Raw genomic sequence first — 25,511 nt, forward strand, 5'->3', positions numbered from 1 at the left:
TCCCGTTAAACGTCCCTATCGTGTATCCGTTGCCGGAAGGCCTGCATTTTTCGGTTGCGGCCAGCCGTGCTCATCGAAACGGAAAAGCATTTCGGACCGGGCAAAGATAAAGGCGAAGGCCATGGCGGTCCACATGCCGAGCAACAGACCGGCGGCGACATCGCTTGGATAATGTGCGCCAACGACGACGCGTGAAATGCCGATTGCAAGTGCAAGCAGCAGGAACGCCCAGCGGAAACGCGGCATCAGCATGGCAAAAACGCCGAAAAATGCCCCGGCGGCCGTCGAATGACCGGAGGGAAAGCTTTCATAGAGATTGTCGCCGGTAAATGGGGTGAGACTATAAGCGCCCAGTTCCACGAAAAGTTCCGGCCGCGCCCGTCCGATCAGGAATTTGAGCATATGAACCAGAATGCTTGCCGTTCCGATCGTCAAAAAGAAATAGGCGAGGAGCCGCCATGCCGTTCTCAGGCGTCCGGCATAGGTCCGCGCCTGTAAAACACGCGCGCCGACATAAGCGAAGATGGCAAGAGCGCCCGTTGAATAAAGCATCCAACCGAACGTTCCGAAATCGGTAATGGTGCGATTGAAGGAAACGATCGTTCCCGGCAAAGCCTGCGCGCTTTCGGAAAGGCGTGGATCGAGAGGAATAAAGACCAGCACAAGCACGAGGCTCGCCGCAAAAATCCATCCGCTGGAAACTAGGAAACGTCGCATTGATGCTCTCTCATGATTTTCTTGCATATGGCTTTGCCATCCGCAAAAACAATAGCCTGGCTGTGTCCTTGTTATGGCAGGTTTTCGCGAGTAGAGGCTAATGCATGTCGCCCGAAAATGTGCAGCAGTTTCTGGAGAACGGCATGCACAGGACGTGCGAACCGGAAACGACCGACGGACCGAAGATGACAAATACCAGTGAAATACCACGCAAACTGACGATATTGGGTTCGACGGGTTCGATCGGCACGAACACGCTGGATGTCATTCGTCAGCTGGGTGGTCGCCGCCAATTCGAGATCATGGCGCTCACCGGCGCCGGAAACATCGATCTCCTGGCGGAACAGGCCCGTGAATTCGGCGCGCAGCTTGCGGTTACGGCCGAGGACAGCAAATACGAGGCGCTGAAATCAGCCCTTGCCGGCACCAACATAAAAGTTGCGGCGGGCAAATCCGGTCTCGAAGAGGCGGCCTTGATGGATGCCGGTTGGGTAATGGCGGCAATTGCCGGAACACCCGGCCTCGCCCCGACATTGACGGCCGCGCGGCGCGGCGCGGACATCGCGCTTGCCAACAAGGAATGCCTCGTTTCGGCGGGCGATGTTTTTCTGCGCACGGTCAAGCAGGGCGGCGGCAGGCTGATCCCGGTGGACAGCGAGCATAGCGCGATTTTCCAGTGCCTGACGGGCGAACACAAGCAGGCCGTGGAACGCATCGTGCTGACCGCATCCGGCGGGCCGTTCCGTACCTGGTCACGGGATGAGATGGCCAATGTCACAGCAGATATCGCCCGCGCCCACCCCAACTGGTCCATGGGGCTGAAGGTGTCGATCGGCAGCGCCTCCATGTTCAACAAGGGGCTGGAAATGATCGAGGCGAAATACCTCTTCGATCTCAGGCCCGATCAGGTGGAGGTCATCGTCCACCCGCAATCGATCGTGCATTCGATGGTAGGTTATACGGATGGCTCCTACATCGCCCAGCTCGGCTCCCCCGACATGCGCACCGCCATCGCCTATGCCCTCACCTACCCCGAGCGCGGCAATCTCAATGTCGAACGTCTGGATTTTGCAAAACTGGCGCGGCTCGATTTCGAAGCCCCGGACGAGACCCGGTTTCCGGCGCTCAGACTGGCGCGGACGGCGCTGGAACGTGGAGGCTTGCAGGGCGCGGCCCTGAATGCGGCCGAGGAGACGGCCTTTCACGCCTTCGTCGAGGGCGGCATCGGTTTTCTCGATATGGCCGAAATCGTCGAAACGGTCATGGACCGCATGCATGACGGCCGATCGGCCGCCACGATCGAAGACGTGTTCGCGGCGGATAAGGAAGCCCGCAGTCACGCGCTGGAACTAGTTGTAAATATCGGGAAAGCGGCTTGAACTGTATTGCTGGCGGGTCTCGAAGAAAGACGTCCTCTACAGTTCAAATTGGTGCACGGCTCCGTTTCCGGAGTGTTCGTTGCACGGTCACGCCGAGCGGCTGGCTTGTCAGCGACCTACTCTAAGTTCATCCAGTAAGATATGACGCGAATTTTGTTTGGACTGTTCCAGTGGATCGATAGTTCGAAATCCGGGAACACCCAGCGGTGAATATCATAGCGTCCGACTTGGCTCGGCTCGCCCAGCTTGGCAATTGCGTCGACCTTTGTGTCCGAGAAACGAAGGCCTTTCCACAAGGGTCCCCCATAGGTTTCGACACCTGCCTCATAGCCCCAGCAAGCGGAACTGGTCAGCAGGTTAGGACCAACAGCATCGCCATCGCTTTCGTTCACCAGGCTCTGGTCCTTGAAGTGGAAACCCACACCGAATGCTGTGGCGTCGAGATCAAATATCGGCAGATTCCTGTCGAGTTTGACGGCGTTCGACCAGTTCACGCCAAAAGGCGCCACAAGCTTCGTGACCGCTTCGCTCTCGAACGGCTTTGCGATCGCGGATATGAAATCTTCCGGTTCGGGATATTGGATCTGCATATTACCTCACCTATCCGCGCTCGCTTCTCTTCACTCTCGCATTGAGAATACGGGGGGTGTTATGCCACCGCCCGCGCCAGCGCACAATGCGACCAGAGCTGGTGCAGCGCACCGACCAGCTGCTCGATGTCGGCATCGGTGTGCAGCGGCGTCGGGGTAATGCGCAGACGCTCGGTCTTGCGCGGCACGGTCGGATAATTGATCGGCTGCACGTAAACGCCGTGATTGTCGAGCAGGATATCCGAAATCCATTTGCACTTGGCGGCATCGCCCACCATGACCGGTACGATATGGCTTGGATTGTCCATGTGCGGAATGCCGCGCGCATCGAGGAGACCGCGCAGCTTGCGCACCCGGTCCTGATGACGGGCGCGCTCGAAGGGGCTTGCCTTCAGATGCTGGATCGAAGCGATCGCGCCAGCGGCAAGCGACGGCGGCAGCGCTGTCGTGAAGATGAAACCGGATGCGAAAGAGCGGATGAAGTCGCAGACCGCAGTCGAGCCGGTAATGTAACCGCCCATCACGCCGAAGGCCTTGCCGAGCGTCCCCTCGATGATCGTCAGGCGATCCATGAGGCCTTCGCGCTCGGCGATGCCGCCGCCGCGCGGTCCGTACATGCCGACGGCGTGAACCTCGTCGAGATAGGTCATGGCGCCATAACGATCGGCCAGATCGCAGATTTCCTTGATCGGCGCGATATCGCCATCCATCGAATAGACGGATTCAAACGCGATGAGCTTCGGCGCATTCGGATCGGCGGCCTTGAGCTTCGCCTCGAGATCTTCGAGATCGTTATGTTTCCAGATCACCCGCTCGCAACGGCCGTAACGGATGCCCTCGATCATCGATGCGTGGTTGAGCGCGTCGGAGAAAATGATGAGGCCCGGAATTTTCTGGCCAAGCGTGCCGAGTGTGGCCCAGTTGGAAACATAACCCGACGTGAAGATCAGCGCCGATTCCTTGCCGTGCAGATCGGCGAGTTCCTGCTCCAGCAGGACGTGATAATGGTTGGTGCCAGAAATGTTCCGGGTGCCTCCCGCACCCGCGCCACAGTGATCGACGGCGGCCTTCATGGCTTCGATGACTTTCGGGTTCTGGCCCATGCCCAGATAATCATTGGAGCACCAGACGGTTACGTCCTTGCGCTCGCCATTGGCGTTGTACCGTGTCGCGCGGGGAAAATTGCCCTGCTGGCGTTCGATATCCGCAAAAACGCGATAGCGCCCCTCAGAATGCAGGCTTTGCAGTTCCGTCGTGAAAAATGCCTCGAAGTCCATGCCATGCTCCAGAATTGACCAGATCGTTTTCTGCCCCGGCACCGGGACCGTCAACCCTTGCGAGCCGCTTTAACCACGTCTGCGTCAATTCGCCGTTGTTTTGAACCATTCCAATAAACCGTTTATAGAAGCTGATGAAAAGTACAAAATTGATTCACATCAAAAAACCGCGAAATTTGGAACCTTTTTCGTGTCGCACCGTTGTTTGGCACGCAATCGATTCCGCCCGGAGGAATGCCTGGAAATGAGGCTTCCCTAAACGATATCGAATTGTTAGTTATCTGTTGCGGTCGGAGGTAGCAGTCGCCGCAGATAAATATGGGACGCCTACCGAGCCGAAGAGCTCATTGTAACGTTGGAGAGAGTTTCATGAAAAAGGCAATCATATTTGCGCTGGTCGGCCTGTCGCTCGCGAGCTGCACGCAGACCGAAAAGGGAGCTTCGATCGGTGCCGTTTCCGGTGCGGTCCTCGGCGGCGCTATCACGGGTAACGTTCGTGGTGCGGCAGTCGGTGCGGCGATCGGCGGCGTAGGCGGCGCTTTGATCGGCAATGCATCCGAGCCGGGTTATTGCTATTACCGCGACCAGTACGGTCAGCGTTACACGGCACGTTGCCGTTAATCGCTTAGCAAGATACCGTTGCACAGAAGCCCCGGTCACCCGGGGCTTTTTGCGTTAAGGCGGGCAAAACGCAAGCCGAAGGGTCCTCAACGCCGTTTATTTATGATTAAACTGCAACGTTAACGGAGAGGAAACGGGTTAGAGCCAAAATAAATGCTCAACCATAAAGCACCTTATGCGAAGAACACGGACTAACCCGAAGACAGGTATTGCGTATCGGAAAGCTGGCACCGCCCTTGCGGTTGCAGTCACGTTCGCCCTGTACCCGGCGTTCGCCCGCGACGCTTTTGCCTTCAAGCTGTTCGGTGTGCGCCTCTGGGGTTCGGAAGAACCGGAGGTCGAGGTTATCAATCCGGTCAAATATGCCGTGACGCTTAATGCACCCGATGCGGACAAGTCGCTAACAGGCAGTCTCGAAAACAGCTCGCTTCTCCTGGCCGACAAGGAAAAACCGGCCTCAGGCGATCTCGGTCTTTTGATAAAGGCGCGCGACGACAGGGACAGGCTGATCGCGGCACTTTACGAAAACGCCCGTTATGGCGGCATCGTCCAGGTCACCGTCGCCGGCAACGATGTGGACGATCTGCCGCCCAATCCGGTGTTCGATCATTCCGCACCGGTGCCCGTGGTCATTACGGTCACGCCCGGTCCGGTTTTCACGCTCGGCAATGTCCGGCTCGAAGGCGATGTCACAGGCCGCAATCTCGAGCAATATGGCCTGACGACCGGCGGCGATGCCGGTTCTCTGGCGATCATCCGCGCCGGCAATAAGCTGATCGACGATCTGAGGGCGGAAGGCCGTCCGCTTGCCAAACTGACGAAACGCGAGGCGGTCGCAAACCACGCGACGAATACGGTTGATATTACCATGGCAGCCGAAGGCGGTCCCGTCGCCCCACTCGGCACGGTCGCCGTCACCGGCGAAAAAACCGTCGATGGCGACTTCATTCGCCGTTATTCGCGCCTCAATGGCGGCGAGCCCTATTCGCCGGAAAAGCTGCGCAAGGCCGCGGACCGGCTGCGCCAGCTAGGCGTCTTTTCCAGCCTGACGATCAAGGAAGCGGGAACGCTGGCGCGCGACGGTTCCATTCCGCTCACCATCGAGGTGTCGGAAGGCAAGCACCGCTATTTCGGTGTCGGCGCACAATATTCCACCACGGAAGGCATTGGCCTCCAGGGGTATTGGGGCCACAGGAACCTGTTCGGACAGGCGGAATCGCTGCGTATCGAAGGAGCGGTTTCGCGCATCGCCGAAGCATCGAGCGTCGAAGGCATGGATTATTCGGCGGGCATCACCTTCACCAAGCCCGGCATGTTCAATCCGCGCACCACATTCAAGACCAGCCTTATCGCCAAGACCGAGCATCCCGACACCTACGAGGCCAAGACGCTGACGGGATCCGCCGGTTTCAGTTACGAGCTGAACGACACCGACACCGCCGCCGCCGGTCTCGAGGTGCAATGGGCCGATACCGAGGACGCGTTCGGCAAGAACGAATATCTGACCACCTCCATACCGCTGGAATTCGTGCGCGACACGCGCGACGACAAGCTCAATCCCACCGAAGGCTTTCGCGCATCCGTGGCCGCCAAGCCCAGCTATGAAGCGCTGAACGGCACGTTCTTTTCCTCTTTCGAAGGCTCCATCACGGGCTACAAGGGACTTGGCGCCGAAGACCGGCTGATCATGGCCGGAAAGCTCTCCGGCGGCGTGCTTGTCGGCGGCAGCGATCTACAGGACATACCGACGACCCGGCGTTTTTATGCCGGCGGCGGCGGATCTGTGCGCGGCTACAGCTATCAGGAAATATCGCCCTATAATGCAGCCGGCGACGCGACCGGCGGCCGCTCCTATGTGGTCGGCTCCATCGAGGCGCGCATCAAGGTCACCGAAACGATCGGCATCGTGCCCTTTATCGATGCGGGTGTGGTTTCGGATGAAGTAACTCCCGATTTCTCCGATATCCGGGCTGGCGCCGGTATCGGTTTGCGTTACGCGACGCCCTTCGGGCCTCTGCGTCTCGATGTCGCCATGCCGCTCGATAAATATGATGGTGGCAATAATTTCGGCATTTATGCCGGCATCGGTCAGTCTTTTTAAGCGCCGACGTCGAACACCCTTGCAATAGAGTGTAGATTACCCTTGATGAAAACGTTGATTCGATTGTTGAAATGGCTGGGCTACGCTGCTCTTTGCGGCGTGGTGCTGGTGTTGCTTGCGGTTCTGTTCGTTGGTCTTACCCCGATGGGCGCCAGAATTGCCGCACAGCAGATTTCATCGCTCGTATCCACACCCGATCAGACAATCGAAATCTCTCCGCCCAGCGGGCTTTTGACGGGTCGCCTGCGGCTCGACAACGTCACCCTTTCGGACAGGCAGGGACCTTATGCCCGCCTGAACCAGATCGCCGTCGACTGGTCGCCGCTGTCGCTTCTTGCCGGAACCTTCCATGCCGACCGGGTGTCGGCCGGATCGATCGACGTCGAGCGCAAACCGCTTCCCGCGGAGCAAACGACGACCAAAAGCTCCGACACCTCCTCGCTGCCAATAGAAATCGGCATCGACAATTTCAATTTTCCCGACATAAGCCTCGGGCAATCGCTTCTCGGCCGTCCCTTCGACCTGAGCGCCGAAGGCAATCTCAAGGCGGCCCAGGACGATATAAGGCTGTCGCTCACCGCCCATCGACGGAATGCTCCGGATGCCGTCGTCAATGCGGACATCGCATTTCTGCCGAATGAAAACGTCCTGAAGCTGAAAGCCGAGATGAAAGAGCCCGAAGGCGGGCTTCTCGCCACGTTGCTTTCGCTTCCGGGCACGCCCGCTGTCGCGCTTGACGTGAACGGCGAAGGGCCGCTTTCCGACTGGACGGGGACATTGCGTGGCAATGTCGCCGGCAACCCCGTCGTCAATGTCACCGGCCATCATCTTCTTGCCGAAGACGGCACACGCCGTATCGAGATCACAGGCGGCGGCCAGCCCGATCTGCTTCTGCCCCCTGCCTTCCGCCAGCTTTTCGCCGGTGAGACGAAACTCGACGCAAACGCCACACTCTCCCCGCAGGGCCGCATCGATATCGGCAGCAGCACGCTGGAAACCGGCACATTGCTGCTGACAGCCTCCGGCACCATCGATCCGAATGGCCAGAACGATCTCAGCGCGAACCTCATCGGCACCACCGGTCCGGTCGATTTCCGCTGGCCGCTGAACAATGGCGAGGTTCAGGCCCTCATCAACGGGCTCGATCTTTCGTTGAAAGGAGGCGCCGATGCCGCACATCTTAAGACCACCGCATCCTTGCGCAGCCTTTCCCTGCCCCAGGGCAGGCTTGACGACGTCAAACTGACGGCTGAGAGCAGCGATCTCAACATTGCCAGCCGCAGCGGCACCATCCAGACCGTCCTGTCCGTGGCGCAATCGTCCTTCGTCAGTCCTGACATCGACCGGTTAGTGCGCGCGCCCGTCACCATCAAGGCGCCGCTCAGCCTCACCTCTTCCGCCATCGGTTTCGACGGCGCAACGCTGGAAAGCGCCAGTGTCGGCGGAACGCTGAATGGCAGTTTCGATCTCACTGACAATCGCCTGACGTCCAGCGTGCAGCTCTTTGCGCTGCCCGCCACCCTGCCGCCAGCGCTTGCGGAAAAATTCGACACCACCATAGCCTTGCAGGGCGATATCGACCTGATCATCGGCGGGCGCACCAGCGTTCAGAACCTCGTGGTCAAATCCGGAACGGTCGAAGCGGCCGGTGATGTCAGCCTCGAAAACGATGCGTTAAGCGCCAACCTGACAGGCAAGTTCCCCGCCCTCGAAAAACTGACACCGCAGGCGAAGGGCGTTGCCGATTTTACAATCGAAGCCAGCGGCGCGCTTGCCGCACCCGATTTCAACATCACGCTTAGTTCCGAAAGTGCGATCCTCGCCGGACGAAAACTCGAAGCGCTGAAGGTCAATGCCTCTGGCAAGGCCGATCCCGCTGCGCCGCAGGCGAAACTGACCGCCAGCGGCAGCCTCGACCAGCAGAAGATCGACGCCAACGCCAATGTAGTGCAGACCGAAAACGGTACGGCGATACCCGAACTTCATGTGGCGGTGGGCCGCAACATATTGAACGGGCAGCTGCAATTCTCGCAGCAATTCCTGCCCTCCGGCAATCTTTCCTTCAACTTCCCGGATTTGGCCCTGCTGGCCGCACTTGCCGCACAACAGGCAGATGGCGACATTGCCGGCGAGATAGCACTGAGCAACGCCAACGGCCGGACCGCCGCGACGATAAAGGCGAATGGCGGCAGCATCCGCCAGGGCACGACGACGATCTCCAAGCTGGCCGCCGATATCACCATCGACGACTTGCAGGCCCTCGCCATCAACGGCAAGGTCAGTGCCGACAGCGTCAATGCCGGCGCGGCATCGATTTCCGCTCTGAATGCGACCATCGCTCATTCCGGCACCACGACCGAGTTCGACGTCAACGGCCGTTACGACAATGCGCCGCTGGTGGCAAAGGGCAGCGCCAATACCGGCGGCTCACCGATGACCGTGCGGATCGATACTTTCTCGGCCGCCCCCAGGGGCATCGCCGTGAGGCTTGAAAAACCGAGCACAATCGCGATTGAGAACGGTGCGGCCCGCATATCCGGTCTGACCATCATCACCGGCGACGGGCGCGTCGAGGTGAACGGCATCGCCGGATCGACGCTCGACATCAACGCCGATATCCGCTCGCTTCCCGCAAGCCTCGCAAATGCCTTCGCCACCGGCCTGGATGCGGCGGGCAACATATCCGGCACGGTCAGCGCCAAGGGCGCAGCTTCCGATCCTTCGGTCGACTACAATCTGAACTGGACGAATGCCGAGGTTGCCCAGACCCGCGCCGCCGGGCTTGCCGCACTCGGCATCAAGGCAAACGGCCGTTTCGCCGCCGGCACCCTGCAGATCGACACCAATGTATCCGGTCAGGGCGGCATGTCGCTTTCGGGCGGCGGCTCCCTCGGTATAGCCGGCAATCGCCCGCTTTCCATGGCCTTTTCCGGCAGGCTGCCCTTCTCCGCCGTTGCGGCGCAAACCGCAGCGCAGGGCCTCGATGTAGACGGCACAGCCGCCATCGATGTGAAAATCTCCGGCAGCGCTTCCGCACCTGTCGTTACCGGCAGCATCAGCACCGATGGTACGCGCCTGACCGACGTGCGCCGGAACCTGACAGTCAACGGACTGGGGGCAACCGTCACCTTCGATCGCGACCGCGCCATCATCTCCCGGTTGACGGGCAAGCTTGCGGGCGGCGGAACGATCTCGGGAACCGGCAGCATCGGTATCGCCGGCGGTTCAGGCTTCCCGGCCGACATTACGATCACGCTGGATCGCGCTGGCTACAATGACGGCACGCTGGTGACGACGGTGGTAAGCGGTACGCTGACGCTGAAAGGCCCGCTTTTGAGTTCGCCGGTGCTTGGTGGCAACCTGACGCTGGACAGAAGCGCGATTACCATTCCGGAGAAACTTCCCGCCTCGCTGACGGAAATCAACGTCAAGCACAAGAACGCTCCACCACAGGTGCGTGCGCAGGCAAAGGCGCTTGGCGGCGATCAGGGCAGCAGCGGCAGTTCCTCCACCATCAATCTTGATCTACAGGTAAACGCACCGAGCGGCATCTTCGTGCGCGGACGCGGCATCGATGCGGAACTGACGGGCAATCTAACCATTCGCGGCACGGCGGCTGTTCCCGTCATTTCCGGCGGCTTTGAAATGCGCCGTGGCCGGCTCGAAATCCTGACCCGCCGTCTCGATTTCAAGACGGGCAACATCACCTTCGGTGGCGGCCTCGTGCCGGTTCTGGATATGGAAGCGCAATCGACCGCCGGCTCCACCACCATCACGGTTGCGGTTTCCGGCACTGCCAACGATCCGACATTCGCCTTCTCCTCAGCACCTGCCTTGCCGCAGGATGAAGTTATGGCGCAGCTGATCTTCGGCCAGTCCATGTCGAAACTCTCCGCCTTGCAGATCGCGCGACTGGCGGATGCGGCAGCCCAACTCGCCGGCGGGCGTTCCACCTCGCTGTTCGATAAGCTCCGCAGCAATCTCGGCGTCGACGATCTCGATATCTCGACGGATTCCGAAGGCCAGGCCCGCGTTTCCGCCGGCAAATATCTCAATGAAAGAACCTATCTCGAACTGCAGCAAAGCGGTGATTCCGGCGCCAAAGCGATCATCAACCTCGATGTCGGGCGCGGCGTGAAACTGCGCGGCGAAGCGGGCGGCAATGGCGAAGGTGCTGCCGGCATATTTTACGAGAAGGAATATTGAGACCGGCCGCATTTAGGTTTGCGAAACGATCTCATGATAAGAATCATTGAATGAAGGCGGAAATATTATTTCCGGCTGTTCAGGCACCAGGCAGAACGCCAAATTCGCATATGCAAGTGTCGGTGCACTTGCGCTGGCCTCCACAGCGAGCATTGGGAAGAATTCTGATGGCAATGATAAACTCCACGAACTTTGGCGGCGAGACGCTCGAAATCATCGCATTCCGCCTGCATGATCAGGAATTCTGCGTGAAGACGACGACCATCCGCGAAATTCGCGGCTGGGCGCCTTCCACGCCCATTCCTCACGCGCCGAAAGACGTCATCGGCGTCATGAATCTGCGCGGCTCCGTCATTCCGATTATCGATCTGGCCCACAAGCTCGGCATGAAAAGCACCGTTGCGAATGAACGAAGCGCGATCGTTGTAGCCGAAGTGCACAACATGGTCATCGGCATGCTCGTCGACCGCGTTTCGGACATCCTGACGATCCCGGCAAATCAGGTCCAGCCGGTTCCGGAAATCTCGGCCTCTTTCGACAAGTCCTATTCCGAAGGCATCATCGCCAACGAACATGGCATGATCTGCTTCCTGAACCTCGCAAAAATGTTCAAGGGAACCGAAGCGGAAGATCTCGCAGCCTGATCGGGCGATTACATTCTGACGCAAGCGTTTAACAACGATTATCTACGACAAAACCAGACCGCCGGAGCACCTGCCCGGCGGTTTTTGTTTTCTCACCCGTCCCACAACTTAAATAAGAACATTTTAATATTAGATATCCATAATATTAAAAGCCGACGAACAGTACCGCGCGCCGCACGACATCACGCGGGTCCGATACCTGACGGGGGCTGCTTAGTCGCAAGTGCCTGCATTGCCGCCTTTGGTGGCAAAACCTATTCGTTGTTCAACATGATACGACGTGGACCGCGCCTTCCGTGCGGCAAGCCGCGCCGTGGGCCGATATTTGGGGGACGTTAATGCTGGGGTTAGGGAAAAGCGCAGATAACCGAAACATGCTCGATGCGATATCCAGATCGCAGGCGGTCATAGAATTCGATCTCAAAGGTAATATTCTCACGGCAAACCGCAATTTCTGCACGGCGCTGGGCTATGATCTCACTGAGATCGTCGGCAAGCACCATCGCATCTTCTGCAGCGGAGATATTGTCGCATCGCGCGCATATCAGGAATTCTGGGAATCTCTTGCGCGCGGCGAATTTCAGGCCAAGGAGTATCGCCGAATCCGCAAGGACGGGTCGGCCATCTGGATCGAGGCTTCCTACAATCCCGTCTTCCGTTCGGGCAAACCCTACAAGGTCGTCAAGATCGCGACCGACATCACCGCCAAGAAGATCAAGGCCACGGAAGACGCCGGCAAGCTGGAGGCGCTTTCCCGCTCCCAGGCCACCATCGAGTTTTTGCCTGATGGCACGATCATCACCGCCAATCCGAATTTCTGCACCACCGTGAACTACGATCTGAAGGAGATCGCAGGCAAACACCACCGCATGTTCTGTGATCCGGCCTATACCGCATCCCCTGCCTATGCCAATTTCTGGCAGCGGCTGGCATCGGGGGAATTCATCTCCGACGAATTTGTTCGCTACGGAAAGAACGGCAAGGAAATATGGATCCAGGCCGCCTATAATCCGGTGCTGGATGAGGCCGGCAAGGTGGTGAAAGTCGTAAAATTCGCAACCGACGTCACCCCGCGCATGAGCGCCATTACCGCTCTTGCCGATGCCTTGCAGGCACTGGCGGAGGGCGATCTGATCCAGCGTCTCGATAACAGCTTCGTGCCCAGCATGGAGAAGCTGCGGCACGACTTCAACGACGTTGTCGGCAAACTTCAGACCACCATGCAGACGATCGCCCATAATGCCTCGACAATCGCATCCGGCTCGGGCGAGATACGCATAGCCGCCGATCAACTCTCGCAGCGCACCGAGCAGCAAGCCGCTTCACTGGAGGAAACCGCAGCCGCGCTGGAAGAAATCACCACCACCGTTACCGACGCCAGCCAGCGCGCCGGCGAAGCCGGAAAGCTGGTACTGCGAACGAAAGAACACGCCGAACATTCCGGCGAAGTCGTTCAACAGGCGATTTCCGCCATGGACGCGATTTCGCGCTCATCCGGTGAAATCACCAACATCATCGGCGTCATAGACGACATCGCCTTCCAGACCAATCTTCTGGCGCTGAATGCGGGCGTCGAAGCAGCCCGCGCCGGCGAAGCAGGCAAGGGTTTCGCTGTCGTGGCGCAGGAAGTGCGGGAACTCGCGCAACGATCCGCAGTCGCGGCCAAGGAAATCAAATCCCTCATCAACACCTCCCGCGAACAGGTCGTCAACGGCGTCGATCTGGTTGGCAGAACCGGCGGCGCCTTGCGGGATATTCAGTCGCAGATGGGCGAAATCGATGCCAACGTCTCGGCGATCGTCGAGGCATCGCGCGAACAGGCGAACGGGCTGAGAGAAATCAATCAGGCCGTCAACGTCATGGATCAGGCGACCCAGAAAAACGCCGCGATGGTGGAGGAAACCACCGCCGCCAGCCACGGCCTTGCCAATGAGGCGGAGAACCTGCACGAATTGCTGCGGCAGTTCAGGATATCGCGCGAGGCATCGCTGTTACCCGTCCAGCCGAATGACAGAAAACCAGCCATGGTCACCAGACTGCCAGCAGCACAGCCGCGATATGCTGCAGTCAGGTCCCATGGAAATGCGGCGGCGGAATGGGCGGAGTTTTAGATCTCCACGCCCGACCAAGCCGGAAGGCCACGTGTAGATGATGGCCTTTGGCGCTATAAAATAACGCGGTCTGCATGGGTGAAGATTTCGAAGTCTTCACCCCGGACCAGCGCGACAAGTGTGATGCCTGCCGCCTCAGCGGTTTCGATGGCAAGCGCGGTGGGCGCCGAAATTGCCGCCAAAACCGGACTGCCGAGGATCGCCGTCTTCTGAACCATCTCCACCGACAGGCGGCTGGTGACAACCACAATGCCCGCCTCGGCGGATATGTTGGCGTTGACGACCGCACCGGCGAGCTTGTCGAGGGCATTGTGGCGACCGACATCCTCACGCGCCGCAAGCAGGCCCTTCCCAGGATTGTAGAAACCCGCAGCGTGAACGGCCCTGGTCTCGCGGTTGAGATTTTGCGCATCATTAAGCGCCTTCATCGCGGCAACGATCTCGTGACCTTCAATGGACATTCTCGCGTTGCTCAAATCCGGCACGACACGCACAGCCTGTTCTATCGATTCAATCCCGCAGAGACCGCAGCCCACCGGACCTGCCATATGCCTCCGTCTCGCCCGCAGGGCATCGGCCTCGGCATCCATCAAATCCACCTGGACATCGTAGCCTTGGCTCGCCTCGATCACCTCGATGGCCCGGATTTCAGCGCGTGCGGATATGATACCTTCGGTGAGGCTGAAGCCGACGGCGAAATCGATGAGATCGGCGGGGCTGGCCATCATTACGGCATGGGTGCTGCCACCGTAAGAAAAGGCAACCGGCACTTCTTCAGGCACGGCCCGCTCCCCAGTGACAAGAGTACCCTGTCGCAGAGCGGTTCTCGCGACCCTTCGATAACTTGCTTCTGCCGACATGGCGATCATTCCTCCATGGCAAGAAACGCGTCTTCACCTCGGCTTCCGTTCGATAAAAGCGGCGTTCCTTTTCACCATCACATCTAGCCTATCGCCCTGAAAATCGGAATCAATTTCCGCAAGCAGGGCTGAGCTGGGAGACACTCTTTCCGGAAACGGGCGCCGAATCTCTTCTGCATGTGAGAAATGGCCGGAGGCCCAAAACGAAAAAAGCGACCGAAGCGGCCGCTTTTTTGGTTAGATATTTTGTGGGCAGTCATTCTTTCGAACCCGCCCGGTGCTTTCAAGCGGCGACGAGAACCTCGTGCAGGTTCGTCAGTTCGTAAAGATGCTTTTCAAGCTTGGTCCGATGTTCGTGGTGATGATTACCCTCCTCGATTTCGGAGCGGGCCGCTTCGATACGCTTCTGCAACGTGTCGGGAGAGATATCATCGGCCGAAACGGCGGATTCGGCGAGAAGCGTGCAACCCGTCGGAAGAATATCGGCAAAGCCGCCGAAGACGACATATTTGTGCGTTTCGCCGGAGGCGAATTTCACCGTTACCAGACCCGGCTTGATCGTCGTCATCACCGGCGCGTGATTGGCCAGAACCGTCATCTCACCCAGCGTAGCCGGGATGACGACTTCCGTAACCGTTTCGGAAACGAGCAGACGTTCCGGGGAAACGAGATCGAATTTGAAACTGTCAGCCATGGCTCTTCACTTCTTTTCAATTACGCGGGCGTCACGGACTTTTTGTAACAACGCGGCAAAGCCGTTCCGGTTTCACCGTCATTGAAGGCAAGCGCGCGGTAAACCCACGCGCCCGCCAATTCATGATCAGGCAGCTTCAGCAGCCAGCTTCTTTGCCTTTTCGATGGCTTCTTCCATCGAACCGACCATGTAGAAAGCGGCTTCCGGCAGGCTGTCATATTCGCCGTTGACCAGGCCCTTGAAGCCCTTGATCGTGTCTTCGAGCGCGACGAGCTTGCCCGGAGAACCGGTGAAGACTTCGGCAACGAAGAACGGCTGCGACAGGAAGCGTTCGATCTTGCGGGCGCGGCCAACCGTCAGCTTGTCCTCTTCCGACAGTTCGTCCATTCCGAGGATGGCGATGATGTCCTGGAGAGACTTGTAGCGCTGCAGGGTCGACTGGACCTTACGGGCAACCTCGTAATGTTCCTCACCGACGATCATCGGGTCGAGCATACGCGAAGTGGAGTCGAGCGGGTCAACAGCCGGGTAAATACCCTTTTCAGCGATCGAGCGCGATAGAACCGTCGTTGCGTCAAGATGCGCGAACGAGGTAGCAGGCGCCGGGTCGGTCAAGTCGTCGGCGGGAACGTAAATTGCCTGAACCGAGGTGATCGAACCCTTGTTCGTGGTGGTGATGCGTTCCTGCATCTGGCCCATGTCCGTTGCGAGCGTCGGCTGATAGCCCACGGCCGAAGGAATACGGCCAAGCAGAGCCGACACTTCCGAACCAGCCTGCGTGAAGCGGAAAATGTTGTCCACGAAGAACAGAACGTCCTGCCCTTCATCACGGAAGTTTTCAGCGATGGTCAGACCGGTCAGGGCGACGCGGGCGCGGGCGCCCGGCGGTTCGTTCATCTGGCCGTAAACGAGCGCAGCCTTGGAGCCTTCGCCGCCGCCGAGCTTGTTGACGTTCGACTCGATCATTTCGTGATAGAGGTCGTTACCTTCACGGGTACGCTCACCCACGCCGGCGAATACCGAGTAACCGCCATGCGCCTTGGCGACGTTGTTGATCAGTTCCATGATGAGAACCGTCTTGCCAACGCCGGCGCCGCCGAACAGGCCGATCTTGCCGCCCTTGGCGTAAGGAGCCAGAAGGTCGACGACCTTGATGCCGGTGACGAGAATCTGCGCTTCGGTCGACTGCTCGACATAAGACGGCGCATCCTGGTGGATGGCGCGCTTCTTGGCAGTGACGATCGGGCCTGCTTCGTCAACCGGCTCGCCGATGACGTTCATGATGCGGCCGAGCGTTTCCGGACCGACCGGAACCTCGATCGGAGCACCGGTGTCGCTGACGCGCTGACCGCGAACCAGACCTTCGGTCGAGTCCATCGCGATCGTGCGGACGACGTTTTCGCCGAGATGCTGCGCGACTTCCAGAACGAGGCGGTTGCCGTTGTTCTCGGTTTCGAGCGCGTTCAGGATCGGAGGCAGTTCGCCTTCGAACGCCACGTCGACAACAGCGCCGATAACCTGGGTAACCTTGCCCGCGCCGTTCACCGCTGCGGTTTTCTTGGGGGTAGCTGCCTTAGCCATTATCCTTACCCTCTTTCCTTACCTCAGAGCGCTTCCGCGCCCGAAATGATTTCAATGAGTTCCTTGGTGATCTGAGCCTGACGCTGACGGTTGTAGGAAAGCGTCAGCTTGTTGATCATCTCACCGGCATTGCGCGTTGCATTATCCATCGCGCTCATCTTGGCGCCCATTTCACCGGCAACGTTTTCGAGCAGAGCCCGGAAAACCTGAACCGAAATGTTGCGCGGAATAAGGTCTTCCAGAATAGAAGCCGCATCCGGCTCGTATTCGTAGACGGCGTTCTGCGTTGCTTCTTCCTGTTCCACAACCGGGGTTGCGGCCGGAATGAGCTGCAGGCCGGTCGGGATCTGGCTGATAACGGACTTGAATTCCGAATAGATCAGCGTGCAGACGTCGAATTCACCCGCGTTGAAGAGCGAGATCACCTTCTTGGCGATCTGGTCGGCATTTTCAAAACCGACCTTCTTCACGTCGCGCAGTTCGATGCGCTCGATGATATTAGCTGCGAATTCGCGGCGAAGGCTGTCGTAACCCTTCTTGCCGACCGTGATGATCTTGACCGTCTTGCCTTCGGAAGTCAGCTTGCGGGCCTGATCGCGGGCAAAACGGGAAATCTGTGAGTTGAAACCGCCGCAGAGACCACGTTCGGCCGTGCAGACGACGAGCAGATGCACGTCGTCCTTGCCGGTGCCGGTCATCAGCGCCGGAGCCACGTCCGCCTCTACCGCCTTGGCGATGTTGGCAAGAACGGCGCTCATGCGCTGAGAATACGGCCGGGCGGCCTCCGCAGCTTCCTGGGCGCGCCGAAGCTTCGCCGCGGCGACCATTTTCATCGCCTTGGTAATCTTCTGCGTCGCCTTCACGGAGGCAATGCGGTTTTTCAGATCCTTAAGTGAAGGCATCCGTTATCCGTCCGAGTAAAAGAGCCCTAATTTACGAGAAAGACTTCGCGAAGTTATCGAGAGCGCCCTTGAGCTTGCCCTTGGTATCGTCGCTAATAGCCTTTTCCGTGCGGATGGTGTCGAGGATCGCCTTGCCTTCCGAACGAAGGTAGGAGAGGAAACCCTGCTCGAACTTGCCGATCTGTGCGACCGGAATCTTGTCGAGGTAACCGTTGACACCGGCGAAGATCACCGCGACCTGCTCTTCCGTCTTGAGCGGAGAGAACTGCGGCTGCTTCAGAAGCTCTGTCAGGCGGGCGCCGCGGTTGAGCAGGCGCTGCGTGGAAGCGTCGAGGTCCGAGCCGAACTGGGCAAAGGCGGCCATTTCGCGATACTGGGCAAGCTCGCCCTTGATCGAACCGGCAACCTGCTTCATCGCCTTGATCTGGGCGGCGGAACCAACACGCGAAACCGACAGACCGACGTTAACGGCCGGACGGATGCCCTGATAGAACAGGTCGGTTTCAAGGAAGATCTGGCCGTCGGTGATCGAGATCACGTTGGTCGGAATGAAGGCGGAAACGTCGTTACCCTGGGTTTCGATGACCGGCAGCGCCGTCAGAGAACCCGAACCCATTTCGTCGGAGAGCTTCGCAGCGCGCTCCAGAAGACGGGAGTGAAGGTAGAAAACGTCGCCCGGATAAGCTTCGCGGCCCGGAGGACGGCGCAGCAGCAGCGACATCTGACGGTAGGCAACGGCCTGCTTGGAAAGGTCGTCATAGCCGATGAGAGCGTGCTTGCCGTTGTCACGGAAGTATTCGCCCATGGCGCAGCCGGCGAACGGTGCCAGATACTGCATCGGTGCAGGATCGGAAGCCGTGGCGGCAACGATGATCGAATATTGCAGGGCGCCACGTTCTTCCAGAACCTTCACGAACTGGGCAACAGTCGAGCGCTTCTGACCGATAGCGACGTAGACGCAATAAAGCTTGTCGCTGTCCGGACCATTGTCGTGAATGGCCTTCTGGTTCAGGATCGTGTCGAGAATGATCGCGGTTTTGCCGGTCTGGCGGTCGCCGATGACAAGCTCGCGCTGGCCGCGGCCAACCGGGATCAGGGCGTCGATAGCCTTGAGGCCGGTCGACATCGGCTCATGAACCGACTTGCGCGGAATGATGCCGGGAGCCTTGACGTCAACGCGCGAACGCTTGGCGGCGTTGATAGGGCCTTTGCCGTCGATCGGATTGCCGAGGGCGTCAACGACGCGGCCGAGCAGTTCCGGGCCGACAGGAACGTCAACGATAGCGCCAGTCCGCTTTACGGTGTCGCCTTCCTTGATGTAACGGTCGGAACCGAAAATAACCACACCGACATTGTCGGCTTCAAGGTTGAGCGCCATACCGCGAACGCCGCCGGGAAACTCGACCATTTCGCCGGCCTGAACATTGTCGAGGCCATAGACGCGGGCGATACCGTCACCGACGGAAAGCACCTGACCTACTTCCGAGACTTCCGCCTCGTTGCCGAAATTTTTGATTTGATCTTTTAGAATTGCGGAAATTTCCGCGGCGCGGATATCCATCAGCCAACCTCTTTCAGTGCAAGCTTAAGGGTGGAAAGTTTGGTGCGAAGAGACGTATCGATCTGGCGAGAGCCGACCTTGACGATCAGGCCGCCGAGGATCGAAGGATCGACGGTAACGGAAACCGTCACATCCTTGCCGGTAACGCTCTTCAGCGCCGCCTTCAGTTCAGTTTCCTGCGCTTCGTCGAGCGCATGCGCCGAGGTGACCTCGGCGGTAATTTCGCCGCGATGGGCGGCGGCAATGGTGCGGTAGGCGCGGATCATGCCGGGAACGGCAAAGAGACGGCGGTTATTCGCAACGACCTTGAGGAAATTAACAGCAAGACCGGCGATACCGGCCTTCTCGCAGATTGCGGTGATTGCCTTGAACTGATCCTCGGCGGAAAATACCGGGCTCGCAACCAGACGCTTCAAATCGTCACTTCCGTCGAGAAGTGCGCCGAACTTGTCCAGATCGGCTCCAACCGCTTCGACCGCACCCGCTTCCAAAGCGAGCTCGAAAAGCGACGACGCATACCTTTCCGCTACACCGGATGTTCCATGGGAGGTGTCTGCCACGGGCACTTTTTCCCTGCTAATCGTCCAAGAACATCAGCGAGGGGGCTCCACCGCATCAAATTCTTGAAATCGTTTCAATTTCCCCGAAAAAGACCGGAATTCCCCCCTGCCTTTTCCCAATTTCGCGGTCCGTCTAGCATAGGACGCCGGGACTCGCAACACGCGTAATAGCGGAAAGCGCCGTTTGGGCAAGGGGGAATGCGTTTAAATTTTCCGATTTCGCTCCGGATGCGCGTCTGGTGCGGCAGAAAAGCCAAAAAGCCCGGCTTAGACCAGTCCGAACACGTAGCTCAACGACAATGCGGCCAGGAGAAAATGCACAACCATAAGTAAGCAATTCCGCATTGTTGCGCCTCCATCGGAGAGAATGGAAAGAATGCCGCCGAATACGCTGAGAGCGAAGGCCACGCCGAAGGCAAGATAAACCATGGGCTGCGCCAGAAGCAGCGCGGCAGCACCGAGGCCAAGATAAAAACCCGCAAGCGAGGAGCGCACGAGCGCGTAACCCTCCCTGCGCTCACCGGCCGGCTGCAGGCCGAAGGCGCGAAGGGTAATCCCCGGTGCAAACATGAAAAACAGGCCGATCACGGCCGATATCACTGCGGCTCCAAAAGCCAGCTGCTCGCCGAACTCGGCGGGAAAATAAAACTCCATCTCGTTCCCCAAATCATTCTTTTCGCCTGCTGCGTTATGACACGGTCATGACAGCGGGAAAACGCCTCCATCGATAAAGTTCAAAGGAAACTTTGCGGATCGATATCGAGCTGTACATGCACACTGCCCCGCTCCTTCGGGCCATTGGCCAGAAGCGTTCTAAGAAAAGACTGCATGTCGGAATTGCGCCGCCCGTGCACCAGCAAGCGAAAACGGTGGCGGCCGCGGATCAGCGCCAGCGGCGCTTCCGCCGGGCCGAGCAGCATGATGCCCGTAACCTGCGGTGCTGCTGCCCTTAAACCTCGCGCATGGGTTTCGGCATCCGCACGCGTATCGGCGGAGACGATGACCGAGGCAAGGCGTCCGAAAGGCGGCAGAACGGCCTTTTCCCTCTCCACGATCTCCCTTTCGTAAAAGGCCGATGCATCACCCGAAACGATCGCCTGCATGACGGGATGCTGCGGTTGATAGGTCTGCAGCAGACCGTGGCTCTTCAACCCCGTACGCCCGGCGCGCCCTGTCACCTGCGAAAGCAGCTGGAACGTTCGCTCGGCCGCGCGCGGATCGCCATTGGCAAGCCCGAGATCGGCATCGACGATACCGACAAGCGTCATCAGGGGGAAGTTGTGCCCCTTGGCGACCAGCTGCGTGCCGATGACGATATCCGCCTCGCCCTTGACGATCGCCTCCAGCTCCAGACGCAGCCGCTTGACGCCCATGAGATCCGAGGAGAGCACGATGGTGCGGGCCTCGGGGAAATGTTTCTCCACCTCCTCGGCAATCCGCTCCACCCCCGGCCCGCAGGCCACCAGATGGTCGAAGGTCCCGCATTCAGGGCAATGGTCCGGCGTCGGCTCGTTGTGGCCGCACTGGTGGCATTGCAATTGACTGCGGAACCGGTGCTCCACCAGCCAGCTGGAACATTGCGGGCACTGGAAACGGTGACCGCAGACACGGCAGAGCGTCAGCGGCGCATAACCGCGACGGTTGAGGAAGAGCAGGGACTGTTCGCCCTTCTCGATGGTCTTGCCGATGCCGCGCAGGAGAACCGGCGAAAGAAACCCTCCCCTTTCCGGCGGATGGCGGCGCATATCGACCAGATGCAGATCGGGCATCGCCGCATCGCCGAAACGGGTATGCAGATGGATGGTGTTGTAACGGCCCGAATTGCCATTGACCTGGCTTTCCACCGAGGGCGTGGCGGACACCAGCACGACGGGAAACTCCGCGATCCGCGCCCTGACGACGGCCATGTCGCGTGCATTATAGAAGACGCGGTCTTCCTGCTTGTAGGCCGGATCATGCTCTTCATCGACGATGATGAGACCGAGATTGTCGAAGGGCAGGAAAAGCGCCGAGCGGGCGCCGGCAACCACCCTCACCTCACCCGTCACCGCCTGCCGCCAAACCTTTTCGCGCATGCGCGGCGACAGGTCCGAATGCCATTCCGCCGGTCTCGCGCCGAAACGGTCGTGAAAGCGATCCAGAAACGCCGCCGTCAGCGCGATTTCGGGCAGCAGGATAAGAACCTGCTTGCCCTGCCTGAGCGTCTCGGCCACCGCTTCGAAATAGACCTCGGTTTTGCCCGAGCCGGTCACGCCGTCGATCAGCGAAACGTGAAAACCGCCTTTACGTACATCCTCAAGAATTTCCGATGCCGCCTGCTTCTGTGGGCCTTCCAGTCTCGGCACGACATAATCCGGATCGGGCTCCGCCACGACAGGCGGCGCGGGCAGGAAAACCGTCTCGAACACGCCCTGCTTGACGAGGCCGTCGACAACGCTGGTGGAGACACCGGCGGCGTGGGCAAGCCCGCTCTTCGTCCAGCCATGGCCTTCCGCCGCCAGTTCCATCACCCTTTCACGGGCAGGCGTCAGGCGCTCCGGCCTGCCTTCGGTCAACCGAAGCCCCTCGATCATCGGCTCGGGATCGAAGGCGGCAGGCGCGCGCAGCGCCATGCGTGCCACAAGACCGGGCGGAGAAAGCGTATATGCGGCAACCCAGTCGATGAAGCGCCGCATTTCCGCTTTCAGCGGCGGGCACTCGAAACTCTTGGTGATGGGCCGCAGCTTCTTCGGATCGACGCTCTTTTCTCCGGCATCGTCCCACACCACGCCGAACACCTGCCGTGGCCCGAGCGGCACCTGAACGACGGAGCCGGTCTCCACGACCATATCTTCAGGCACGGCGTAACTGTAGGGTCCTGGCGCCGGCATCGGCACCAGAACGGGCACCGTGCGCGTGGGCGACGGCGGGTCGAACAGAGCCCCAAATAGATCGGACGAATCTTTTGCCATGATGTGGCGACCATGCCCCGGCGAAATGAAAAAGGAAACCGCCCGCATGTAATGGCTGGCCCCCGCGAAGTCCATGCCGGATGCGACGCTGAGGCGCAGGCTTTAACCAAATGCTGACCATGGCAGGATAACTTCGGTACAGGAATGGAGCGCCCCGTGACCGAAATTCTGACATTTGCCGAACCCGATCTCCTGAACGAGCGTCAGTCCTGGCTTACCTCGATTGCGGGTGAACGCCGCCTTTCAGACAATACCGTCGAGGCCTATGAACGCGATACCCGCCAGTTTTTGACATTCCTCACCGGCTACATCGGCAAACCCGCAGCCATTGCCGATATAGCCGATCTGCGCCCGGTCGATCTTCGCGCCTTTCTGGCCAGCCGTCGCAGGGAAGGTGCCGGCGCGCGTTCGCTCGGGCGGCATCTGGCGGGCCTGCGCTCCCTTCTTCACCACCTGCAAAAGAAAGGTTTGGTGAATGCGGCCGGTGCCACCGCCATGCGCGCGCCCAAACAGCCGAAATCGCTGCCGAAACCGCTGACCGACCGGCAGGCGCTGAAAATCACCACCACCGAGGCGCAACTGAACGAAGAGCCGTGGATTGCCGCCCGCAACGCTGCGGTCCTCTCGCTTCTTTATGGCTGCGGTCTTCGTATTTCCGAAGCGCTTGGGCTAACCCCGGCCGACCTCCAGTCAGGTGCACGCAGCCTGCGCATCACCGGCAAAGGCAACAAGACCCGGATCGTACCCTTGCTGGCGGTGGTGGCGGAAGCGGTCGAGGCTTACAGAAAGCTCTGCCCCTATCATCTGGCGGCGGACCAGCCGCTGTTCCTCGGCGCGCGCGGCGGCAAGCTGCAACCCGCCATCATCCAGCGCGAGATGCAGAAATTGCGCGGCGCTTTCGGCCTGCCGGAAAATGCGACACCGCACGCGTTGCGCCATTCCTTCGCCACTCATCTTCTGGCCGGCGGCGGCGATCTGCGTACCATTCAGGAACTGCTCGGCCATGCCAGCCTTTCCACCACGCAGATCTATACCGGCGTCGATACCGCAAGATTGCTGGAAATCTACGACAATGCCCACCCGCGCGCATGAAGCAGGAAATGCTTAACCATAGCCATTAACCAGACGTCCAAACCGCCGTTCTATAAGCGAACAAGAACCGGATGGTACCTATGCAAAGCCTGATAAAACCACAAAATCTCACCGCCACCCTGATGGGCAAGACCGGCGACGCCCTGCTCTGGTTGCTCGCGGCGATGCATGTCGCGGCGGTCGCAATCCTGCTTGCGACTTTGCTGTCGCTGGGTGAGGCGCAAGCCGCCGAACAGCAGACAAGCTGCACGGGCAGCGACATTCTGGTAGAGATGCGCAAGAGCGATCCGCAGGGCTTTGCGAAGATCGAACAGGAAGCGGCCGCAATCGCGAACGGCAAGGGCAACTTCTGGCGCATCGAGAAAGCCGGAACGGAACCTTCCTTTCTTCTCGGCACCATGCACGTCACCGATCCGCGCGTTCTCGGCATGCCTGCCGCTGCCACGCCCGCCTTCGAAAAAGCCGCGACGGTCATCGTGGAATCGGACGAAATCGTCGATGACAAGAAGATCGCGGCATCGTTGCTGACCAAGCCCGAACTGACCATGTTTCTCGACGGCAAGTCGATCACCGATATCCTGTCGCCCGAAAATGTCGCCCGTCTTGAAAAGGGTCTCAAGGAGCGCGGCATTCCACTGAACGCCGTTTCGCGCATGAAGCCATGGATGCTCTCAAGCTTCGTCGCCCTGCCAGCCTGTGAATTCGCCCGCAAGGCCACCGGCCTGTCCTTTCTCGACAAGAAGCTGGCCGAAGACGCGGTCGCGGATGGAAAGCGTCTCGTCGGACTGGAGACCATGGTTGAGCAACTGACGGCCATGTCCGAATTGCCGATGGAGTTTCATTTACAGGCACTGATCGAAACGCTCGAACTGGGCGACCGCATGGACGACATCATGACGACCATGACCGATCTTTACGTCAGCGGCGATATCGGCATGACGATGCCCATGCTGAAAAGCCTCGACACCAAGAAAGCAGCGGAGAGCGACCAGGGCTACGCCGCATTCGAGCAGCGCATCATAACCGACCGCAATCACGTCATGGCGGAGCGGGCGGCCCCGGAACTCGCCAAGGGCAATGTCTTCATGGCCGTCGGCGCGCTGCACCTGCCGGGCGAGGAAGGCGTTATAGAGCTTCTGCGCGCCCAGGGCTTTACACTCACGCGGGTCGATTAAAACCCCTCACCTACGCCTTAACGGGCCGGACATTGGCGCAAAACGGCCGCATCGTCGCCGGCACGATGCGGCGATGAAATGGTCCGACGACAAAAAGATAAAAGCGCCCAAGCAGGTTCTTGCGCCTGACGATGGTGGTGACCTTTACGATCTGCCCGCCCGGCTGCTGTTCCAGATCAACGACGATGCGGAAATCGAGATGGCTGTCGTCAAAGCCGAGCACGGTCCTGTTCGCGGTGGAAGACAGCACCGGAAATCCGCCCGCTGAAGTACCCGCCGCCAGCTCCACCGTCCTGAGACCAAACAGCGATACGACACGGTTTCTAAGCGCCATAAGGCCGCTGATCCATGCCGGAGGGTGATCGAGAAGAAGTCTGCTCACATCGAGCGAACTCGAACCACCCGTCGCCATCTCCCCCTCAAAGCAATCCCACCAGTCCGCATCCGGCAATATATTTTCGGTATCCCGCATTCCTGACCCCCTGCCGC

General features: G+C 59.4%; 20 protein-coding genes. 8 read left to right on the top strand and 12 right to left on the bottom strand.

Translation table 11 applies throughout. The annotated features are described in order from the left end of the window. Nucleotides 1-15: 15 nt before the first annotated feature. Nucleotides 16-717 (bottom strand): phosphatase PAP2 family protein, encoded by a 702-nt coding sequence (locus QSK43_RS11975; protein WP_332303630.1) that lies wholly within the window; start codon nt 715-717, stop codon nt 16-18. A 185-nt stretch (nt 718-902) separates the two neighbouring features. Here QSK43_RS11975 and dxr point away from each other — a divergent pair, with 185 nt between their 5' ends. After that, the gene (gene dxr / locus QSK43_RS11980; RefSeq protein ID WP_332303815.1) at nt 903-2,096 is read left to right on the top strand and encodes a 1-deoxy-D-xylulose-5-phosphate reductoisomerase; all 1,194 of its coding nucleotides are present in this window, start codon (nt 903-905) and stop codon (nt 2,094-2,096) included. A 116-nt stretch (nt 2,097-2,212) separates the two neighbouring features. Here the strand turns inward: dxr and QSK43_RS11985 are convergent, their stop codons facing one another. Together QSK43_RS11985 and hemA are read right to left on the bottom strand one after the other, a co-directional pair. Next, on the bottom strand, nt 2,213-2,686 hold the full coding sequence (locus tag QSK43_RS11985) for a hypothetical protein (protein ID WP_332303631.1): 474 nt from the start codon (nt 2,684-2,686) through the stop codon (nt 2,213-2,215). 59 nt (nt 2,687-2,745) lie between these two features. Next, nucleotides 2,746-3,963 carry a 5-aminolevulinate synthase gene (gene hemA / locus QSK43_RS11990; protein WP_332303632.1) on the bottom strand — a complete coding sequence of 406 codons (1,218 nt, stop codon included), beginning with the start codon at nt 3,961-3,963 and terminating at the stop codon, nt 2,746-2,748. Between the two features lie 369 nt (nt 3,964-4,332). Between hemA and QSK43_RS11995 the strand changes: the two genes are divergently transcribed. The 5 genes from QSK43_RS11995 to QSK43_RS12015 all read left to right on the top strand — a co-directional run bounded on the left by QSK43_RS11995 (nt 4,333) and on the right by QSK43_RS12015 (nt 13,646). Continuing rightward, a complete protein-coding gene (locus QSK43_RS11995; RefSeq protein ID WP_003492347.1) occupies nt 4,333-4,584 on the top strand; it encodes a YMGG-like glycine zipper-containing protein in 252 nt (83 codons plus the stop codon). Between the two features lie 175 nt (nt 4,585-4,759). Then, nucleotides 4,760-6,685 (top strand): autotransporter assembly complex protein TamA, encoded by a 1,926-nt coding sequence (locus tag QSK43_RS12000; RefSeq protein ID WP_332303633.1) that lies wholly within the window; start codon nt 4,760-4,762, stop codon nt 6,683-6,685. 45 nt (nt 6,686-6,730) lie between these two features. Next, complete coding sequence (locus QSK43_RS12005; RefSeq protein WP_332303634.1) at nt 6,731-10,891, top strand: translocation/assembly module TamB domain-containing protein; 4,161 nt, start codon at nt 6,731-6,733, stop codon at nt 10,889-10,891. Nucleotides 10,892-11,058: 167 nt separating this feature from the next. After that, the gene (locus QSK43_RS12010; RefSeq protein ID WP_003504949.1) at nt 11,059-11,535 is read left to right on the top strand and encodes a chemotaxis protein CheW; all 477 of its coding nucleotides are present in this window, start codon (nt 11,059-11,061) and stop codon (nt 11,533-11,535) included. A 374-nt stretch (nt 11,536-11,909) separates the two neighbouring features. Then, nucleotides 11,910-13,646, top strand: a complete 1,737-nt coding sequence (locus tag QSK43_RS12015) for a methyl-accepting chemotaxis protein (protein WP_332303635.1) — start codon at nt 11,910-11,912, stop codon at nt 13,644-13,646. Nucleotides 13,647-13,699: 53 nt separating this feature from the next. On the opposite strand, the gene fdhD is transcribed toward QSK43_RS12015, so the two are convergent. From fdhD to QSK43_RS12055, 8 genes are all read right to left on the bottom strand, one after another. After that, nucleotides 13,700-14,515 carry a formate dehydrogenase accessory sulfurtransferase FdhD gene (fdhD, locus tag QSK43_RS12020; RefSeq protein ID WP_332303636.1) on the bottom strand — a complete coding sequence of 272 codons (816 nt, stop codon included), beginning with the start codon at nt 14,513-14,515 and terminating at the stop codon, nt 13,700-13,702. A gap of 274 nt (nt 14,516-14,789) precedes the next feature. After that, the gene (locus tag QSK43_RS12025; protein WP_332303637.1) at nt 14,790-15,200 is read right to left on the bottom strand and encodes a F0F1 ATP synthase subunit epsilon; all 411 of its coding nucleotides are present in this window, start codon (nt 15,198-15,200) and stop codon (nt 14,790-14,792) included. A gap of 126 nt (nt 15,201-15,326) precedes the next feature. Continuing rightward, nucleotides 15,327-16,781: a F0F1 ATP synthase subunit beta gene (gene atpD, locus QSK43_RS12030; RefSeq protein WP_045019658.1), complete on the bottom strand. Its 1,455-nt coding sequence runs from the start codon at nt 16,779-16,781 to the stop codon at nt 15,327-15,329. A gap of 23 nt (nt 16,782-16,804) precedes the next feature. Further along, a complete protein-coding gene (locus tag QSK43_RS12035) occupies nt 16,805-17,683 on the bottom strand; it encodes a F0F1 ATP synthase subunit gamma (protein WP_332303638.1) in 879 nt (292 codons plus the stop codon). Between the two features lie 31 nt (nt 17,684-17,714). Beyond that, nucleotides 17,715-19,244 (bottom strand): F0F1 ATP synthase subunit alpha, encoded by a 1,530-nt coding sequence (atpA, locus tag QSK43_RS12040; RefSeq protein WP_045019653.1) that lies wholly within the window; start codon nt 19,242-19,244, stop codon nt 17,715-17,717. After that, nucleotides 19,244-19,810, bottom strand: a complete 567-nt coding sequence (locus tag QSK43_RS12045; RefSeq protein ID WP_200893624.1) for a F0F1 ATP synthase subunit delta — start codon at nt 19,808-19,810, stop codon at nt 19,244-19,246. Before QSK43_RS12045 ends, atpA begins: the two co-directional genes overlap by 1 nt. Nucleotides 19,811-20,071: 261 nt before the next feature. Beyond that, nucleotides 20,072-20,458, bottom strand: coding sequence for an AGROH133_08824 family phage infection protein (locus QSK43_RS12050; RefSeq protein ID WP_045019649.1), 387 nt, complete (start codon nt 20,456-20,458; stop codon nt 20,072-20,074). A gap of 80 nt (nt 20,459-20,538) precedes the next feature. Beyond that, nucleotides 20,539-22,755, bottom strand: a complete 2,217-nt coding sequence (locus tag QSK43_RS12055) for a primosomal protein N' (protein ID WP_332303639.1) — start codon at nt 22,753-22,755, stop codon at nt 20,539-20,541. A 144-nt stretch (nt 22,756-22,899) separates the two neighbouring features. Here QSK43_RS12055 and QSK43_RS12060 point away from each other — a divergent pair, with 144 nt between their 5' ends. Together QSK43_RS12060 and QSK43_RS12065 are read left to right on the top strand one after the other, a co-directional pair. Beyond that, the gene (locus QSK43_RS12060; RefSeq protein WP_332303640.1) at nt 22,900-23,847 is read left to right on the top strand and encodes a tyrosine recombinase XerC; all 948 of its coding nucleotides are present in this window, start codon (nt 22,900-22,902) and stop codon (nt 23,845-23,847) included. 80 nt (nt 23,848-23,927) lie between these two features. Then, a complete protein-coding gene (locus QSK43_RS12065) occupies nt 23,928-25,022 on the top strand; it encodes a TraB/GumN family protein (protein WP_332303641.1) in 1,095 nt (364 codons plus the stop codon). 10 nt (nt 25,023-25,032) lie between these two features. Here the strand turns inward: QSK43_RS12065 and QSK43_RS12070 are convergent, their stop codons facing one another. Then, on the bottom strand, nt 25,033-25,494 hold the full coding sequence (locus QSK43_RS12070) for a DUF2867 domain-containing protein (RefSeq protein WP_332303642.1): 462 nt from the start codon (nt 25,492-25,494) through the stop codon (nt 25,033-25,035). Between the last annotated feature and the right edge of the window lie 17 nt (nt 25,495-25,511).

Source organism: Rhizobium sp. GR12 (assembly GCF_036596185.1).
Taxonomy (GTDB): Bacteria; Pseudomonadota; Alphaproteobacteria; order Rhizobiales; family Rhizobiaceae; genus Agrobacterium; species Agrobacterium nepotum.

What these genes read in the sequence shown, in the direction of transcription:
- QSK43_RS11975 (WP_332303630.1), bottom strand. Translation starts at nt 717, where the DNA reads ATGCGACGTTTCCTAGTTTCCAGCGGATGGATTTTTGCGGCGAGCCTC.
- dxr (WP_332303815.1), top strand. Translation starts at nt 903, where the DNA reads ATGACAAATACCAGTGAAATACCACGCAAACTGACGATATTGGGTTCG.
- QSK43_RS11985 (WP_332303631.1), bottom strand. Translation starts at nt 2,686, where the DNA reads ATGCAGATCCAATATCCCGAACCGGAAGATTTCATATCCGCGATCGCA.
- hemA (WP_332303632.1), bottom strand. Translation starts at nt 3,963, where the DNA reads ATGGACTTCGAGGCATTTTTCACGACGGAACTGCAAAGCCTGCATTCT.
- QSK43_RS11995 (WP_003492347.1), top strand. Translation starts at nt 4,333, where the DNA reads ATGAAAAAGGCAATCATATTTGCGCTGGTCGGCCTGTCGCTCGCGAGC.
- QSK43_RS12000 (WP_332303633.1), top strand. Translation starts at nt 4,760, where the DNA reads ATGCGAAGAACACGGACTAACCCGAAGACAGGTATTGCGTATCGGAAA.
- QSK43_RS12005 (WP_332303634.1), top strand. Translation starts at nt 6,731, where the DNA reads ATGAAAACGTTGATTCGATTGTTGAAATGGCTGGGCTACGCTGCTCTT.
- QSK43_RS12010 (WP_003504949.1), top strand. Translation starts at nt 11,059, where the DNA reads ATGGCAATGATAAACTCCACGAACTTTGGCGGCGAGACGCTCGAAATC.
- QSK43_RS12015 (WP_332303635.1), top strand. Translation starts at nt 11,910, where the DNA reads ATGCTCGATGCGATATCCAGATCGCAGGCGGTCATAGAATTCGATCTC.
- fdhD (WP_332303636.1), bottom strand. Translation starts at nt 14,515, where the DNA reads ATGATCGCCATGTCGGCAGAAGCAAGTTATCGAAGGGTCGCGAGAACC.
- QSK43_RS12025 (WP_332303637.1), bottom strand. Translation starts at nt 15,200, where the DNA reads ATGGCTGACAGTTTCAAATTCGATCTCGTTTCCCCGGAACGTCTGCTC.
- atpD (WP_045019658.1), bottom strand. Translation starts at nt 16,781, where the DNA reads ATGGCTAAGGCAGCTACCCCCAAGAAAACCGCAGCGGTGAACGGCGCG.
- QSK43_RS12035 (WP_332303638.1), bottom strand. Translation starts at nt 17,683, where the DNA reads ATGCCTTCACTTAAGGATCTGAAAAACCGCATTGCCTCCGTGAAGGCG.
- atpA (WP_045019653.1), bottom strand. Translation starts at nt 19,244, where the DNA reads ATGGATATCCGCGCCGCGGAAATTTCCGCAATTCTAAAAGATCAAATC.
- QSK43_RS12050 (WP_045019649.1), bottom strand. Translation starts at nt 20,458, where the DNA reads ATGGAGTTTTATTTTCCCGCCGAGTTCGGCGAGCAGCTGGCTTTTGGA.
- QSK43_RS12055 (WP_332303639.1), bottom strand. Translation starts at nt 22,755, where the DNA reads ATGGCAAAAGATTCGTCCGATCTATTTGGGGCTCTGTTCGACCCGCCG.
- QSK43_RS12060 (WP_332303640.1), top strand. Translation starts at nt 22,900, where the DNA reads ATGGAGCGCCCCGTGACCGAAATTCTGACATTTGCCGAACCCGATCTC.
- QSK43_RS12065 (WP_332303641.1), top strand. Translation starts at nt 23,928, where the DNA reads ATGCAAAGCCTGATAAAACCACAAAATCTCACCGCCACCCTGATGGGC.
- QSK43_RS12070 (WP_332303642.1), bottom strand. Translation starts at nt 25,494, where the DNA reads ATGCGGGATACCGAAAATATATTGCCGGATGCGGACTGGTGGGATTGC.